This window comes from Lactobacillus sp. ESL0261, from assembly GCF_003693025.1.
Taxonomy (GTDB): domain Bacteria; phylum Bacillota; class Bacilli; order Lactobacillales; family Lactobacillaceae; genus Lactobacillus; species Lactobacillus kullabergensis.
This window is the reverse complement of sequence record NZ_REHN01000009.1, coordinates 12,161-28,462: the sequence shown is the minus strand read 5'-3', so window position 1 is coordinate 28,462 and position 16,302 is coordinate 12,161. Positions and strand designations below refer to the sequence as shown.

The 16,302-nt window shown below is 35.1% G+C and carries 19 protein-coding genes and 1 other annotated feature; of the genes, 18 read left to right on the top strand and 1 reads right to left on the bottom strand.

Annotation, left to right across the window (positions count from 1 at the left end):
- The first annotated feature begins 37 nt into the window (after window positions 1-37).
- Window positions 38-112: a sequence feature (ribosomal protein L21 leader region), on the top strand.
- 13 nt (window positions 113-125) lie between these two features.
- The 13 genes from rplU to F5ESL0261_RS06210 all read left to right on the top strand — a co-directional run bounded on the left by rplU (window position 126) and on the right by F5ESL0261_RS06210 (window position 10,239).
- Window positions 126-440 (top strand): 50S ribosomal protein L21, encoded by a 315-nt coding sequence (gene rplU, locus F5ESL0261_RS06270; protein WP_046332289.1) that lies wholly within the window; start codon window positions 126-128, stop codon window positions 438-440.
- Between the two features lie 13 nt (window positions 441-453).
- Window positions 454-747, top strand: coding sequence for a 50S ribosomal protein L27 (gene rpmA, locus F5ESL0261_RS06265; protein ID WP_034981396.1), 294 nt, complete (start codon window positions 454-456; stop codon window positions 745-747).
- 138 nt (window positions 748-885) lie between these two features.
- A complete protein-coding gene (locus tag F5ESL0261_RS06260) occupies window positions 886-1,995 on the top strand; it encodes a Xaa-Pro peptidase family protein (RefSeq protein WP_122052601.1) in 1,110 nt (369 codons plus the stop codon).
- A gap of 72 nt (window positions 1,996-2,067) precedes the next feature.
- Window positions 2,068-2,637: an elongation factor P gene (gene efp, locus F5ESL0261_RS06255; protein WP_122052600.1), complete on the top strand. Its 570-nt coding sequence runs from the start codon at window positions 2,068-2,070 to the stop codon at window positions 2,635-2,637.
- Between the two features lie 17 nt (window positions 2,638-2,654).
- Complete coding sequence (locus F5ESL0261_RS06250; protein ID WP_122052599.1) at window positions 2,655-3,113, top strand: Asp23/Gls24 family envelope stress response protein; 459 nt, start codon at window positions 2,655-2,657, stop codon at window positions 3,111-3,113.
- Window positions 3,091-3,483 (top strand): transcription antitermination factor NusB, encoded by a 393-nt coding sequence (gene nusB / locus F5ESL0261_RS06245; RefSeq protein WP_122052598.1) that lies wholly within the window; start codon window positions 3,091-3,093, stop codon window positions 3,481-3,483. Before F5ESL0261_RS06250 ends, nusB begins: the two co-directional genes overlap by 23 nt.
- Window positions 3,484-3,536: 53 nt before the next feature.
- Window positions 3,537-4,385: a tetrahydrofolate dehydrogenase/cyclohydrolase catalytic domain-containing protein gene (locus tag F5ESL0261_RS06240; protein WP_122052597.1), complete on the top strand. Its 849-nt coding sequence runs from the start codon at window positions 3,537-3,539 to the stop codon at window positions 4,383-4,385.
- The gene (xseA, locus tag F5ESL0261_RS06235) at window positions 4,375-5,742 is read left to right on the top strand and encodes an exodeoxyribonuclease VII large subunit (protein ID WP_122052596.1); all 1,368 of its coding nucleotides are present in this window, start codon (window positions 4,375-4,377) and stop codon (window positions 5,740-5,742) included. The genes F5ESL0261_RS06240 and xseA overlap by 11 nt, the downstream gene beginning before the upstream one ends.
- Window positions 5,723-5,965: an exodeoxyribonuclease VII small subunit gene (locus F5ESL0261_RS06230; RefSeq protein WP_122052595.1), complete on the top strand. Its 243-nt coding sequence runs from the start codon at window positions 5,723-5,725 to the stop codon at window positions 5,963-5,965. Before xseA ends, F5ESL0261_RS06230 begins: the two co-directional genes overlap by 20 nt.
- Window positions 5,966-5,977: 12 nt before the next feature.
- Complete coding sequence (locus tag F5ESL0261_RS06225) at window positions 5,978-6,844, top strand: polyprenyl synthetase family protein (RefSeq protein WP_122052594.1); 867 nt, start codon at window positions 5,978-5,980, stop codon at window positions 6,842-6,844.
- Window positions 6,845-7,657 (top strand): TlyA family RNA methyltransferase, encoded by an 813-nt coding sequence (locus tag F5ESL0261_RS06220; RefSeq protein ID WP_122052593.1) that lies wholly within the window; start codon window positions 6,845-6,847, stop codon window positions 7,655-7,657.
- Window positions 7,658-7,666: 9 nt separating this feature from the next.
- Entirely contained in the window at window positions 7,667-9,355 is a 1,689-nt protein-coding gene (recN, locus tag F5ESL0261_RS06215; RefSeq protein ID WP_122052592.1) for a DNA repair protein RecN, read from the top strand.
- Window positions 9,352-10,239, top strand: coding sequence for a GNAT family N-acetyltransferase (locus F5ESL0261_RS06210; protein ID WP_122052591.1), 888 nt, complete (start codon window positions 9,352-9,354; stop codon window positions 10,237-10,239). The genes recN and F5ESL0261_RS06210 overlap by 4 nt, the downstream gene beginning before the upstream one ends.
- 29 nt (window positions 10,240-10,268) lie before the next feature.
- On the opposite strand, the gene F5ESL0261_RS06205 is transcribed toward F5ESL0261_RS06210, so the two are convergent.
- Entirely contained in the window at window positions 10,269-10,544 is a 276-nt protein-coding gene (locus F5ESL0261_RS06205) for a hypothetical protein (protein WP_122052590.1), read from the bottom strand.
- Between the two features lie 188 nt (window positions 10,545-10,732).
- Between F5ESL0261_RS06205 and gmk the strand changes: the two genes are divergently transcribed.
- The 5 genes from gmk to rsmB all read left to right on the top strand — a co-directional run bounded on the left by gmk (window position 10,733) and on the right by rsmB (window position 16,300).
- Window positions 10,733-11,347: a guanylate kinase gene (gene gmk, locus F5ESL0261_RS06200; protein WP_109586437.1), complete on the top strand. Its 615-nt coding sequence runs from the start codon at window positions 10,733-10,735 to the stop codon at window positions 11,345-11,347.
- Between the two features lies 1 nt (window position 11,348).
- A complete protein-coding gene (rpoZ, locus tag F5ESL0261_RS06195) occupies window positions 11,349-11,567 on the top strand; it encodes a DNA-directed RNA polymerase subunit omega (RefSeq protein WP_034981312.1) in 219 nt (72 codons plus the stop codon).
- Window positions 11,568-11,629: 62 nt separating this feature from the next.
- On the top strand, window positions 11,630-14,029 hold the full coding sequence (gene priA / locus F5ESL0261_RS06190; protein ID WP_122052589.1) for a primosomal protein N': 2,400 nt from the start codon (window positions 11,630-11,632) through the stop codon (window positions 14,027-14,029).
- Between the two features lie 14 nt (window positions 14,030-14,043).
- Complete coding sequence (gene fmt / locus F5ESL0261_RS06185; protein WP_122052588.1) at window positions 14,044-14,988, top strand: methionyl-tRNA formyltransferase; 945 nt, start codon at window positions 14,044-14,046, stop codon at window positions 14,986-14,988.
- Window positions 14,975-16,300: a 16S rRNA (cytosine(967)-C(5))-methyltransferase RsmB gene (rsmB, locus tag F5ESL0261_RS06180; protein WP_122052587.1), complete on the top strand. Its 1,326-nt coding sequence runs from the start codon at window positions 14,975-14,977 to the stop codon at window positions 16,298-16,300. The genes fmt and rsmB overlap by 14 nt, the downstream gene beginning before the upstream one ends.
- Window positions 16,301-16,302: the final 2 nt, after the last annotated feature.

Genomic DNA, 16,302 nt, shown 5'->3' with positions numbered 1-16,302 from the left:
GAGTAGTATTATGTAGTAGTTGTATTTGTGGATTCCTCTACATCTGCAACCGCACATTTCGGGGTAATAAGTCTTTTACGGAGCACCTCGATTGGCGAGTCTAAGTAAATTTTGGAGGGTAGTAAATGTACGCAATTATTAAAACCGGTGGCAAGCAATATAAAGTTGCTGAAGGCGATAGTGTTTTTGTTGAAAAGCTTGATGCTGCAGAAGGCAAAGAAGTTACTTTTGATGAAGTAGTTCTTACTTCCGATGGCAAAGATGTTAAAGTTGGTACACCGTTAGTTAAAGGTGCTAAAGTTGTTGCTAAAGTTGAAAAGCAAGGCAAGGAAAAGAAGGTAGTTACTTTCAAGTACAAGCCTAAGAAGCACTCACATTCAAAATATGGTCACCGTCAACCTTATACCAAGGTTACAGTTGAAAAAATTGAATTAAACTAGAGGTGAAGTAATGATGAATATTTTAAATCTTAAATTATTAGCCCACCACAAGGGTGGAGGTTCTACTGCCAATGGCCGTAATTCAGCTGGTCGTCGTTTAGGTGCTAAAGCTGCAGATGGCCAAACCATTCATGCCGGCTCAATTATTTATCGTCAACGTGGTACAAAGATTCACCCTGGTAAAAACGTTGGTCAAGGTGGAGACGATACTTTATTTGCCTTGGTAAATGGAGTAGTTAAATTTGAGCGGAAAGATAAATACAGAAAACAAGTTTCTGTTATTCCGGTTGAAGAAGAAGCTAAGTAATTTAGTTCTTAAACAAGAAGACGAAAAGCATATGCTTCTCGTCTTTTTTCTGTTTTAATTTAGTAAAAATAAGTTAGTATTGTATCTCTTTTTAGGATTAAAATTAAGTTAAAGATTGATATACAGGAGATTATGGGTATGACTGAGAAGGAAGAACTATTAACGCTGCTTAACGGGCGAATAAATAAGGTTACTGAACTAATTAAAAAACGTAATGCCGATGGACTGTTAATTTTTAACCAAGCAAATTATCGTTACTTGACTAATTTTACTGGTGAAGAAGCTCAATTAATTTTAACTTCAAAAGGAGATCGAATTTTACTTTCTGACTCACGGTTTGACGATCAGATTAAAGCCGAGGCCCCAGGCGAAATTAAGGTGGTAATGAAAAAAGAAGGTCAAGACCTTGAAATTTCTAAACAATTAAAAGAGACAAATTTAAAAAAAGTTTTAATCGAAGGTGAATTCGTTTCTGCAGTTGAGTTTGCAAACTTGCGAAGATTAAACCCTGGTATCGATTTCGAAATATGCGAGGAATTAGTCGAACAAGTCCGTAATGTTAAAGACGCACTTGAATTAGAAACGTTGCGTAAAGCGATTAACATCTCAATGGATAGCTTTAATGAAATATTGCCTTTGATTAAGCCAGGTGCTGTTGAGCGGAAAATCGGAGCAAAATTAGATTACTACTTTAAAATTAATGGCGGTGATGGTCCTAGCTTTGATACTATTATTGCCTCAGGGGTGCGTTCTGCATGGGCTCATGGTGTTGCCAGCGATAAAATGATTGAAGATGGTGATATGGTTGTAATTGATTTTGGTGCGTTTTACCATGGTTATGCTGCTGATATTACCAGAACTGTTGCTGTTGGCAAAGTTGACCAGGAAATGCACAAAATTTATGAAATTGTTCATGAAGCACAGAGGCGTGGTATTGAAGCTGCTATTGCAGGCAATCATGGCAGCGATGTTGATCGAGCAGCCAGAAGCTACATTACAGAACAAGGATATGGAAAGTATTTTGGTCATGGGATTGGTCATGGCATCGGATTAGAAATACATGAATTATGTCAACCTGCCTTACCTTTTGGCAAACAAGAACTTGTTAATAACATGGTTCATACAGTTGAGCCAGGAATTTATTTGCCAAATAAAGGCGGTGTTAGAATTGAAGATGACATTTTAATTCATAATCAAACCCCTGAGACACTTTCTACTTTACCTAAAGACAACTTAATTTCTTTATAAAAGATAAATAATAATTATAGTAAAATTGCTTACTAATTGGTAAGATAATATTATGGAGATGAGGTACTCAATATGACAATGATTTCAGTAAATGAATTTAAAAATGGTTTGACTATCAAGTATAATAATGACTTATGGCGTATAGTTGAATTTCAACATGTTAAACCAGGTAAGGGTAGTGCATTTGTTCGCTCAAAGCTAAAGAGTTTGAACACAGGTGCTGTACAGGAATATACTTTCCGCTCTACTGCAAAAGTTGAAACTGCCGAAATTGAAACGAAGTCAATGCAATACTTATATAATGACGGTTCCAGCTATGTTTTTATGGATACAACAACCTATGATCAGTTGGCAATTCCAAATGAACAAGTGAAAGATGAAGCCAAGTTCTTGAAGGAAAATATGAACGTAAGTGTCATTATGCATGATGGCAAAACCTTAGGAATTCAGTTGCCGAATACTGTTGAATTGACGGTTGCCAAAACGGAGCCTAATATTAAAGGCGATACTTCATCAGGTGGTGGAAAGCCTGCAACTATGGAAACAGGCCTTGTAGTAAACGTACCTTTCTTTATTAATGAGGGAGACGTCTTAGTAATTAATACGGTCGATGGTACATACGTATCTCGCGCAAATAAATAATTTTTCGAGGTAAAAAAATGGCAGATAGTTCAAAAATTGTCTTAGATGATAAAAATAACGGCGAAGAAATTGAAATTGATCCTAGTGTTCTTGAAGTTATTATGGGCATCGCTGCCGAAAAAGTGGATGGAGTTGCCGAAATGCACGGTGACGTCAAGTCCGGAATTAACCGCGTTTTAGGAAGAGAAGATCGTGGCAGAGGCGTGTCTGTTAATATTGATGATGAACATAACTTGATTGCCGATGTTTATGTCAGTATTGAAGCTGGTAAAAATGTGCCTGAAATAGCAATGGATTTGCAAAAGACTTTAAAGCAACAGGTTTTACAGATGACCGATTTAACTCTTAGTGAAATTAACGTGCATGTTACCGGACTTGAATTTCCAGACGATGATAATGAAGATGGCAGCGGAACCTCTCAGCTATTTTCCGATATAGATGAAAAGGGTAAAAATGAATCAACACGAGAGTCGTAGAGTCGCAATGCAAGCCGTTTATTTGTCTAATCAGGACTTAAAATATACGGCTAATGAAGTTGAAGCAAAAACTGTCGCAATGCTTGATTTAAAAGCACTTTCTGCCTATACAAAAGAATTAATTGAGGGTGTTATAGAAAAACGGGATGAATTAAAGGGTGAACTTGCCAGCTATTTGAAAAAGAACTGGCGAATTAATCGTATTAATCAAATTTCGTTGGCCATTTTGGAAGTTGCTTTGTATGAAATTAAATACAGTAAAGAAATTGAGCCAAAAGCTGCGGTAAATGAAGCTTTGAACTTATGTGATGAGTTTGCTGATCCTAAAGATAAGCCATTTATTAATGGTATGCTGGCAAATTTTATCTAAAAATAACTTATAGTCGGCTTTATGCCGACTATTTTTTTAAAAAGGGAATAAAAATGGGTCAACTTTTAGACGGTAAGCATTTAGCTAATATTCGCGCTGACGTTCTTCAAAAACAAGTTTTAAATTTGAAGAAGGCAGGCATACAACCTCAATTTTGCGTAATTAATATTGGTAATGATCCAAGTAGCAAAATCTACTTAAAAACCAAAAAAAGAAGAGCAGATCAAATTGGTATTAAGCAAAAATTATTTCAATTACCGTCTAATGTGACACAAAAAAATTTATTAGAGTTAATTGATCGCCTAAATAATGAAAAGAATGTCAATGGTATTATGATTCAGTTGCCAGTACCGAAACAAATCATTTTAAATGAAGCTCTAGCTGCTATTGACCCAGATAAGGATGTTGATTGTCTTACTCCAGCAAATGTAGGTCGCTTGTGGCAAGGAGATCATTTTGTTGAACCCGCAACTGCACACGGTATTTTGGCTTTATTAGATTACTATCATATTAATTTAAAAGGAAAAAATGCAGTTATTATAGGTAGAAGCAGCATTGTTGGGAAACCTTTAGCTGCATTATTGCTTGAGAAAGATGCGACTGTTTCAATATTGCATTTAAAAACAAAGAATTTGACCGAGTATACCAAAAAAGCAGATATCTTGGTTTCAGCAACAGGAGAACATAATTTAGTAACTGCTGATATGATTAAGAAAAATGCAGTTATTATAGATGTAGGGATAAGTCGATTTAATGGCAAAATAGTTGGAGACGTTGATTTTGAGCATGTTGCTCCAATTGCGAGTTTCATAACTCCAGTTCCAGGTGGAATTGGTCCTCTTACGGTTGAGTCTCTTATGGAGCAAGTTATTCAGTTGACGAGGAGAAATAATGGAAAGTAGTAAGTACCTAACAGTTTCGGATTTAAATTACTATATAACCCAAAAATTTAAAAACGATCCTTATTTACATAAAGTTTTTCTTCAAGGTGAATTGTCTAATTTTCGTTATCGGCGTAATTCACATCAGTATTTTTCTCTAAAAGATGAAAAATCGAAGATAAATGTTGTCATGTTTCGGTCATATTTTGATAAAGTGAAATTTAAGCCTGAAGAAGGCATGAAAGTATATATAACTGGCTACGTTAGCGTATATGGGCCACAAGGCTCTTACCAATTTTATGCCGAATCTATGGAGCCTGCAGGATTAGGGGCATTATATGAACAATTACAGCAACTGCAAAAAAAGCTGGCTAGTGAGGGGCTTTTTGATCAGAGATTTAAAAAACCACTTCCCCATTATCCAGATTACATTGCTGTTGTAACAAGTGCTTCTGGTGCAGTAATCCATGATATTTTAGTAACTGTTAATAGGAGATTTCCTCATGCAGAAGTAGATTTGTTTCCTGCTCAAGTTCAGGGAGACTCTGCTGCTGATTCATTAATAGCGTCAATGAAGCAAATAGCTCAGTTTAAAGACAAATATGACGTTATGATCATTGGTAGAGGTGGTGGATCGCTTGAAGATTTATGGCCTTTTAATGAGGAAAGCGTAGTACGACAAGTATTTGATATGAAAATGCCGGTTATTTCCTCTGTCGGCCACGAAACTGACACTACACTATGTGATTTAGTTGCTGATGTAAGAGCAGCAACCCCCACTGCTGCAGCCGAATACGCCACTCCTAATTTACCTGATGAATTGATAAATATTCGCCAAATGCAAAACAGCCTTGTTTCAAGTATACAAAACATTATTAGGGTTCGTCATGATGCTTTAAATCGCATTAATAATTCTGTTATCATGAGAGAACCTGCAAGACTATATGATGAGCAGGCACAAACTTTAGACCTTTTACGAGACAGACTTCATAATAATATGGTTCATCAGCTAGAACGCAAAAGGCAAAATTACCAGTTGGCAAAACAAAGCCTTGTTGCAGTCAGTCCTAATAAAAAAATTTTGTCATTTTTGCAGCAAACTGATTTTTATTATCAAAGATTAGTTGCTAATACAAAGCATTTTATACAAGCAAAACGTAATGTTTTGAGTCAAACAGGACAACAGCTTAATGATTACAGTCCTCTTAAAACTTTAGATAGAGGGTATGCATATGTTAAAGACGAGAATAATAAAACTGTCAGTTCTGTAAGTCAAATTAAAGTAAAAGATGAAATTAGTATCCATTTTAAAGATGGTCTGACAAAAGCAATTATCACTTCAATAAGGAGAGAAAAAAATGGTAACCAAGAAAAATAATTTTGAAGAGGAATTGACTGAATTACAAACAATTGTGAATAACTTGGAAAATGGGGATATTCCTCTAGAAGACGCTCTTGAACAATTTCAATCTGGAGTAAAATTAAGTCGTAATTTAAATAAAAAATTAACTGAAGCCGAAGAAACAGTAGCTAAGTTAATTGATAGTGATGGAACAGAACATAAGCTTGATCCTAATGATGCTGCTGCCCCAGAAAAGTAGAGAAGATTTGAAATGAATTTTAAAGAATTTAAAGAAAAATGGACTCCGATAGTAGATGATTACTTAAAAGGGCATTTAACAAGCGAAGTTTCTGACAAGAAAATAAGTCAGATTATGTCTTATTCAGTAATGGCTGGAGGCAAAAGGTTACGTCCCTTACTTTTTTTGGCAACGCTTGACACACTAAAAGTAAAAATAAATGAGGAAGAAGTCAGGATTGCAAGTGGAATTGAGCTGATTCACACTTATTCGTTAATTCATGATGACTTGCCGGCCATGGATAATGACGATTATCGGAGAGGGAGATTAACAAGTCACAAAAAATGGGGTGAGGCTGAAGCCATCCTTGCTGGAGATGCTTTATTACCAATGGGTATTGAATGGATTTCTGATGGCAGTAATTCAGTCAAATTAGTTAAGATAATTACCCAAGCTGTTGGTCCTAACGGCATGGTTGGTGGACAATATTTAGATATTGATTCTACTAATAATGATTGCGTCGCAAACAATTCCGCATTTATTAATAAAATGGAATGGTTAAAAACAGGTTGCTTAATTAAAGCTTGTGTCGCAATGGCAGTTGAATATGGTAATGCTGATTCTTCTCAAAAAAAGACACTAATTCAGTTTGCTGAAGATTTTGGAAGATCATATCAAATTTATGATGATTTAGTAGATGTGGTTGAAACTTCTGCAGAGGCGGGTAAAAAAACCCATAAAGATTTGGAAAGCGGCAAAAATAATACCTTGACTTTGCTTGGTGTTTCAAGAAGTCGTAAAGAGCTGACTGAATTAATGACTGATGCTCAAAATTGCTTAAAATCAATTGATGCAACTGTTTTAGCTGGATTTCTTGATTTATATAAAAAGGTATTATAAATGGTTAAAGAAAGAGCGGATGTATTATTAGTCAGACGAGGCATGTTTCATTCTCGAACTCAGGCTCAACGGGCGATCATGGCAGGTTTAGTATCAGATCATAATCATCAGAGAATCGATAAAAGCGGTACTAAATTACCGGTTGATGAAAAGTTTTTTGTAAAAAAATCGGATAAGAAGTACGTATCAAGGGGTGGTTTTAAACTGGCCAAGGCCTTAAAATCCTTTCAAATTGATTTGACCAGTAAAATTTGTCTGGATATCGGTGCCTCTACTGGAGGCTTTACTGATGTTGCTTTACAAAACAAGGCTAAGATGGTATATGCTCTCGATGTAGGCTACAATCAACTTGCCTGGCAATTGCGTGATGATCCTCGCGTTGTAGTAATGGAAAAACAAAATTTTCGTTATAGCAAACCTGAAGATTTTACTCACGGTCAACCTGATTTTGCAATGACTGATGTTTCCTTTATTTCTTTAGATTTAATTATGCCGCCAATGTTTCAGATTCTAAAAGATAAATGTGAAGCTGTTTGTCTGATAAAGCCTCAATTTGAAGCTGGTCCTGAACATGTCGGTAAACATGGTATAGTACATGATCATGATGTCCATTGTGATGTTATTAGACATACCATTGATCAGGCAAGGGCTGATGGCTTTAACGTTTTAAACCTTGATTATTCACCAATAAAAGGTGGCAAAGGCAATATTGAGTTTTTGATACATCTACAAAAAGACGAAAAAGATGGTGGTAAATTAATATGGTCTGGGAACCCAGAAGATCTAGTTGCTCAGGCTGTTGCCAATCTTTAGGAGAAAAAAATGTTAGTTGAACTGGATATTAAAAATTTTGCAATTATTAAAGCATTGAAGGTTCGCTTTCAAGAAAATATGACTGTGCTAATAGGTGAAACTGGTGCGGGTAAATCAATTATTATCGATGCAGTTTCATTATTAATGGGAAGTCGCAGTCAAAAAGAAATGATCCGTAGCGGTGAAAAAAAAGCTGTTATTACCGGCTTGTTTGATATTGATCATGAATCTAAAAAAATTGCTGCAATTTGTGATAAGTACGGTATACCTGATGCAGATAAGCAATTAATCATTAGTCGGGAAATAGCTGCTAAGGGAAGAAATATTGTTCGAATAAATGGACAATTAACTACAATTAATGTATTGAAAGAATTAGGTAATTTTCTGGTTGATATTCATGGTCAAAATGATCAACAAATATTGATGGATCAAGATCGACAAATCGATCTGGTCGATAATTATGCTCCTATAGAATTTAAAGAGGAACTTAATCTTTATCAGGATAATTTTAAAAAATGGCAAAAATTAACTTCTCAAATTAATCATTTGCATAAAGATGCCCAGGAATTAGCTCAAAAGCAAGATATATTATCTTTTCAGAATGATGAATTGTCTAAAGCAGATCTGCAAGATCCTCATGAAGATGATCAGCTAGAAGAAGAATATAACGAACTAAATAATTATCAAAAAATTGTCGATACAGCCAACTATTTAATGCAATTATATGACGATGAAGACCATGGCATTGAAACTTTATTGGGTAATGCCCAAAGTGCAGCAAATGAGTTAACAGAATATGGTGCTAAATTCAAAGATATTGCTAAAACTATAGATGATGGAGTTTTTGCATTAAGTGACGCCCGAAGCGAATTATCAAATGTACTCGATGAAATGGACTTCGATGAGGAAAGATTTCAGTACGTTTCAAACAGGTTAGATTTACTTAATTCATTAAAGAAAAAATATGGTCCTTCTTTAGAAGATGTTTTCACATTTTATGCCAAAATTCAAAAAGAACTGAGTCAGTATGAGACAGGTGGACTTGATGAAGAAAAGTTGCAAAAGCAGCTTAAAGTTCTGGAAGATAAACTGAAGACTGAAGCACAAAATCTCCATGAGACAAGAAAAAAAGTAGCTGCAACACTTGAAAGTAAAATCAAGCAGGAACTATCAGATTTATACATGGCAAAAGCCCGTTTTAGTATTGATTTTTCGACTACGAAAACTTTTAGTAATAAAGGCACTGATAATATTGTCTTCTTAATAGCACCAAATCCCGGCGAAGAACTAATGCCTCTGGTCAAGATCGTATCTGGTGGTGAACAGTCACGGCTGATACTGGCATTGAAAGCAATTTTTAGCAAAGTTGAACCTGTAGGAACAATGATTTTTGATGAAATTGATACTGGCGTTTCCGGTCGCGTTTCTGCAGCAATAGGTCAAAAATTACATTCAATTGGTGAAAATAAACAAGTAATCGCTATAACACACTCACCACAGGTTGCTGCAGCCAGTGATCAAAAATACCTAGTTGCCAAAAAAGTTGAAGATGGTGCTACATACACACAAATAGGTCCATTAACTCAAGAAGAAACTGTAACTGCAATTGCCGAAATGATGGCAGGTAGTGATGTAACACAAGCAGCTAAACAAAATGCCAAGGATCTAATGAAAAGTTTTAAAAGGAAGAAGAAATGATAATCGTTGAAAAAGTAAACTTAAATGAAAAAGAACAAAGGCAGGCGAATGAATTAACAGAAAGAGTCAAAAAAGCTGATAAAACATATTCAGATTTTTATTTGAGCAATCAATTTAATTATTTTCAAGATATGCCAACTTTTATTTTGGCTTATGATGGAAATAAGTTAGTTGGATTAACTATGCTATACGCAGATGAGGAACCTGAAGAAGAAGTGGAAGTCAACTTAGAAGTTGATCCTGAATTTCGCAAACAAGGAATTGCTACAAGAATGTTTGAGCATGCAAAAAAAATCATGGTGCAGTATGGTTATTACAAATGGGAGTTTGTGTCAGAAAAAGTTTTTTTAGAAAAAAATCCAGGCTTTTTGAAAAAAGTGGGTTTAAAGATTGTTCCGGAAGATTCTGATTATTACATGCGAACTGCAGAACCAGCACTAATTGAAAAGACTGACAAATTAAACCAAGTTTTAGTAGTTAAGCCTTTAACAATGAACTATGTTGATCATGTTGCTGCAGCACACAGTAATGCTTTTGGAGAAGCTATTGCCACATCTACTAAATACATTAAAAATTCTCTGTTGGATAAAGATACCAAAAGCTTTATCTTATTAAAAAGGAATGAAGTTGTCGGCTATTGCGCTGTGGATCAAGGTGAAAATGAGGACTATTTCTTCGGATTGTTTATTGACAAGCCATTTCGCGGACAAGGCTTTGGTACTTTTTTTATCAAAAAGATGATGGCAATTTTGCAGGAAGAAGGTAGCAAAGTTTTTGCTTTGAATGCTGATGTATCAAATAGAGCAGCTATCAATGTTTATTTGAATGCTGGATTCAAGATCCTGAGTGAAACTATTTATTTAAAAAACCAAGAATCAAATTGATTCTTGGTTATGATTTTTTATGAGACTAATTATGCAAAATCGACTCTAAAAATAGTATCAATATCAACTATTTTAATTAGTTTTTTATTTGCTAAACGCAAAATAAAACGACCTGCAGAAATACGTTTTATGATTTGTCCGATTTCACTCGTTCCATCCTGATAACTTATCAATACATAGGAGCGGTGAAGTAGGGCACTATTAAGATCAGTTAATATTTCATAGTAATATTGGCTGTAAATACTTAATTTATCTTCATCATAATCGAAGAAATAGTGATAAATTTTCTTAAGCGAGTTTTTCATCAAACCACCCCTTTAGAGCTAACCGAACATTTGTTTGACAAATAATATTATAAGAACATTTGTTCCAAAAAACAAGTATTTAATCAAAATTTTTTAGGAGAATTTTGATTTATTAAAAAGACATAACTTGAAAATATTTTCATTTTAGTGCAAACTAAATACAATAGCTTTTATTAAGGGAGTATGGCATGACAGAAAAAGGTTTGTTACTTGTCCTTTCTGGTCCCTCGGGAGTTGGTAAGGGAACCGTTAAAAGTGCAATAGTGAAAAATAAAGTTTTTCCGTTTGAATATTCAGTATCAATGACTACAAGAAAGCCCAGGCCAGGCGAAGTAAACGGCAAGGATTATTATTTTGTTAGTCAAGAGCGATTTAAGCAGGCGATCAATCAAAATGAACTTTTGGAGTATAATCAATATGTAAATAATTTTTATGGCACTCCTATGGCTCCTGTTGAAAAGATGCTGGAAGCAGGTAAAGACGTCTTGCTGGAAATTGATGTCAATGGTGCTAAGAAAGTTAGAAAACAAATGCCTGATGGCGTCTTTATATTTTTAACGCCACCTGATTTACATACTTTGCATACCAGGCTGGAAAATCGGGGTACTGAATCCGAGGATGTAATTATGGGTCGAATAAAACAGGCTCGTCAAGAAATTCTGGTCATGCAGGATTATGATTATGCGGTGGTTAATGATACTGTAGCAAATGCAGTTGATCATATAAAAGCGATTGTTGAAGCTGAACATGTGAGTGTTAAACGTGTCATTAATACTTATCGCAAAATGGTTAAGGAGGATTAAATTGAGAGTTACATATCCATCTATTGATAAATTGTTGGCTCAGGTTGATTCTAGATATTCTTTGTCGGTTCTTGCAGCGAAAAGAGCACATGAACTTGAAGACGGTGAACCTGAAGCTTTAAAAAGTTATAAATCACAAAAACCAGTGGGCAAAGCTTTAGAAGAAATTGAAGCTGGCAAAGTTACCGTTGATCCCAAGCATCGTGAGGTTAATCAGTAATTAATAAAGTTTTATGGCCTCCATCCTTAGACAGATGGAGGTCTTTTTTTAAAGGTGATTAAATGATTGCACAGGTTATTGTTGATGTTGCAGCCAAGCAAACGGATCGCATTTTTGAATATCATATTCCTGATGAATTGGGTGAAGTAGAAATTGGTTCTAGAGTTTTTGTGCCTTTTGGCCCACGCAAGTTACAAGGTTTCGTTGTTGGCTTAAGTAACCAAAGTCAATATCAGGGTAAATTAAAAGACTTGCTTTTGGTAGTTGATGAAATGCCGCCTCTGACTTCAGAATTAATTAAATTATCAAAAAATTTGGCTGATCATGTTTATTCTTATCGAATCACTATTCTGAAAACTATGCTTCCTAGAGTCATGCGTGCTAATTATCGTAAAATTTTGGTACCAGAATCTTCTTCAGCTAAAAAAATGAACATTTTCCAAGGTGAACCGTTAGATTTAAATAAAATTACGGATAATAAACAAATTACGGAAATTCGCAAATTATTACGGACAAATGTTGCCAAAATTGAGTATGTTGTTGAAAATAGGGCTCGGATCAAAACTGAAAACGAATATTCATTATCGGATACTAAAAAAGGCTATATAAATATTTATGAATCTTTGAGAAAAAATGCTGTTAAACAAAAGCAGCTCATAATGTATATAATTGAAAACTACGATAAATTTCCCCAAATGCAGAAAGAAATTGAAAACAATGCACATGTTAATACTGTTTCATTAACAAATGCTGTTAAAAGTGGCTGGCTCAAAAAAAGGCAGTCAGAAATTTATCGTAATCCACTGACAATATATGATAAAGAGAAAAAAGCAGATAAAAAAATCAAACTTAACCCTGAACAAAAGAAAGCTCTAGCTGAAATAGAGCCAGCAATCATTGCAAAAAAGCCACGTACTTTTTTATTAGAAGGTGTTACTGGCAGTGGTAAGACAGAAGTTTACTTAAATGCTATAAGTACTACCTTAAAAGCTGGGAAAAATGCTTTAATGATGGTTCCAGAAATATCCTTAACTCCGCAAATGGTAGGTCAAGTAAAAAATCGTTTTGGCCAGCAAGTAGCTGTTTTACATAGTGGGCTTTCTGAAGGGGAAATGTATGACGAATGGCGTCGCATACGCCGAAGCGAAGTTCGTGTTGTTGTTGGCGCACGAAGCGCAGTTTTCGCACCTTTAAAAAATATTGGTTTAATAGTAATCGATGAAGAGCATGAAAGTTCTTATAAACAAGAAGATAATCCACGTTATCATGCCAGAGATGTCGCAATTTGGCGCAGCAACTATAATTCTTGCCCGCTTTTGTTGGGCAGTGCAACACCTTCACTAGGGAGCAGAGCCAGAGCACAAAAAGGTGTATATCAGCTGTTACAACTACCACATCGTGCTAACCAGCAAAGTTTGCCAGAAGTTAATTTAATTGATTTAAAAAAAGCTCATTTTAGTGGCGGACAATTTGACCTTTCCGTTCAACTCGTTGAGGCGATAAAGAAAAGAATTGCCAAAAAAGAACAAGTTATTTTAATGCTAAATAGGAGAGGCTTTGCCAACTTTATGTTATGTCGTAATTGCGGTTACGTTATGAAATGTCCAAATTGCGACCTATCTTTGACAATGCATAAAGATACAAATAAAATGCAGTGTCATTATTGTGGCTATTCTACTGCGATTCCTGAAAAATGTCCTAATTGTCAAAGCACAAAAATCCGCTTCTTGGGTACCGGCACACAAAAAATTATGACAGAGCTTGAAAAAATAATACCAGGCTGCCGTATTTTGCGAATGGATGTTGATACTACACGAAGAAAAGGATCATTTAAAAGGATCTTAGATGCTTTTGGCAATCGTGAAGCAGATATCCTGCTAGGTACGCAAATGATTGCCAAAGGACTGGACTTTCCCAACGTGACTTTAGTAGGTGTTGTTAATGCTGACACGGGGTTATGGTTACCAGATTACAACGCCTCTGAAAGAACGTTTGAGTTGTTAACACAAGTTGCAGGGCGGGCTGGACGGGCCCAAAAGAAAGGTAAGGTAATTATTCAAACTTTTAATCCTGATCATTATGCCATTAAGTTAGCTGAAACTCAGGATTATGAACAGTTTTATCAATATGAGATGCATGTTCGTCATGCCGGTAATTATCCGCCTTATTTTTATACAGTATTAATTTCTGTTGCGGCAAAAAAAGAACAAAATGCTGCGAGAGAGGCTTTTAAAATAAAAAAATGGTTACAGCCAAAATTACACCAGTCAACAATAATCTTAGGTCCAACTCCTAGTGCAATTTCTCGTTTAAAAAATCAATATTATTATCAAATACTGGTAAAATATAAAAAAGAAGATAATTTAAATAAGTTACTACACCAAATTCAAGACTCAGCGCAAAAGGTTAAAAAATATGGTTTGTCTGTTTATATTGACAATGAACCAGAGCGCATAATGTAAAGGGGAAATGATTAATGACATCAATAATTTTTTTAGGAACACCTAAATTTGCTGTACCAATTTTAGAGGCTCTTTCAGAGAATGATTATGAAATAAAAGCCGTGGTTACTCAACCTGATAAAAAAGTTGGACGAAAACAAAAAGTCACTGAAACGCCGGTAAAACTATTAGCTAAAAAATTGAATTTACCTGTTTTTCAGCCTGAGCATTTGGGAAAATCTGCTGAATTGACTGATTTGATAAAAATGCATGCTGATTTAATTATTACTGCTGCTTATGGTCAGTTTTTACCAAGTAAGTTTTTGCAATCAGCAAAAATTGCTGCTGTTAACGTTCATGGTTCTCTATTACCAAAATATCGTGGCGGTGCTCCTATTCAATATGCTCTTATTAACGGTGATAAACAAACCGGAGTAACCATTATGGAAATGGTTAAGCAAATGGATGCAGGTGACATTTACTCTCAAAAAACAATAGATATTCAAAAAGAGGATAATGCGGGAACCTTATTTGAAAAACTATCTCTTTTAGGTCGTGACTTGTTACTCCAAACTTTGCCGCAAATTATTGCTGATCCGAAAAAAAAGACAGCGCAAGATCAAAATAAAGTGGTTTTTTCACCAAATATCAGCAAAAAACAGGAACAAATAAAATTAAATATGACCGCGACTGAGGCTAATAATTTAATTCGAGGTCTTAATCCTGATCCAGGAGCTTATTTGCTCATTGATGGTAAAAGATTTAAAATATGGCAAGCTGAAGTTGCTGCCGACACGACTAGCTTTCCTGCTGGAGTTGTCGTTGAAAATAAAAAACGATTTGCAATTAGTTTTGCTAATCATACCGTTTTGAATTTACTTGAAGTTCAGCCTTCTGGAAAGAAAAAAATGGCAATTAAAAGTTTTTTGAACGGTCAGGGTAAAAACTTCAGTAAAGGTGATAAGATTGTCAGTTCATAAAAGTGCACGTTCGGTAGCACTTGCAACCTTGATTCGAGTATTTCGTGATGGCTCTTATTCAAATATCAGTTTTAACAATAGTTTGCAGGAAACGAAGCTGTCTCAGGCTGACCAAAATTTGGCGACACGAATCGTGTATGGCACTATTCAGGAAAAAATATATTTGGAATATCAGTTTCAAGGTTTATTAAAAACTGAACTTAAAGAAGATTATCTTTTGCCATTGCTACTAATGTCCGCCTATCAAATTTTATTTATGAACAGTATTCCAGATCGAGCCGTTCTAAACGAAGCTAATAATTTGGCTAAGGAATTTGGTAGAAAGCATTCGGCTGGATTTAAGATTGTTAATGGTATTTTGCGGTCTTTCTTGAGAAGAGGCAAGATTTTACCCGATGCTGAAGACAAAGTACTTTTTTTAAGTGTTAAAGAAAGTACTCCCCAGTGGCTTGTTCAGTACCTTATTAATAATTGGGGTGAAAACAAAGCGGCCTCGGTTTTGTCCAGTATTAATAAACCAGCTAAAAATACTGTTAGAATTTCAGGCTTGGCTGATTTCAATTTAGTTAAAGAAGAATTAACTAAATTAGGATTTTCTCCTGCTAAATCTCAAATTGCTGAAGATGAATTGGTTTTAACACATGGTGGAGTTTTTAAAACTTCTTTATTCAAAGAAGGGAAATTGACAATCCAGGACGAAGCTGCTAGTTTGGCAGTAAGTGCTTTCACTTTTACTGGCAATGAAGAAGTTCTTGATGCCTGTAGTGCACCAGGTGGAAAAACTGTTCAAATTGCTGAAAAGCTAAAACAAGGTCATGTTACTGCTCTTGATATTCACAAAAATAAATTGGGTTTGGTTAAGCAAAATGGTAAAAGAATGAATGTGGCATCAAGAATAAATGTTAAAACGATGGATGCCAGAAAAGCTGATCAAACATTTAAAAAAGGACAGTTTGACAAGATCTTGGTGGATGCTCCATGTTCTGGATTAGGTCTTATTAGAAGAAAACCGGAAATTCGCTATACTAAAACTTTACACGATTTAAGTAAATTACGAGAAATACAATTAGATATTTTAGACCATGTGAGTACCATGTTAAGTCGGGATGGCGAATTGGTTTATTCTACTTGTACTATTACACGAGAAGAAGATGAAGACGTTGTTAAGGCTTTTTTAAAAAGTCATACTCAGTTTGAATTACAACCTTTCACTGCGGGTAAGCTTAAAGCAACAAAAGGGATGTTGAAAATTTTACCTGATAGTTATGGCAGTGACGGTTTTTTTATTGCTAAGTTTAAAATGCGAGGTTAAAG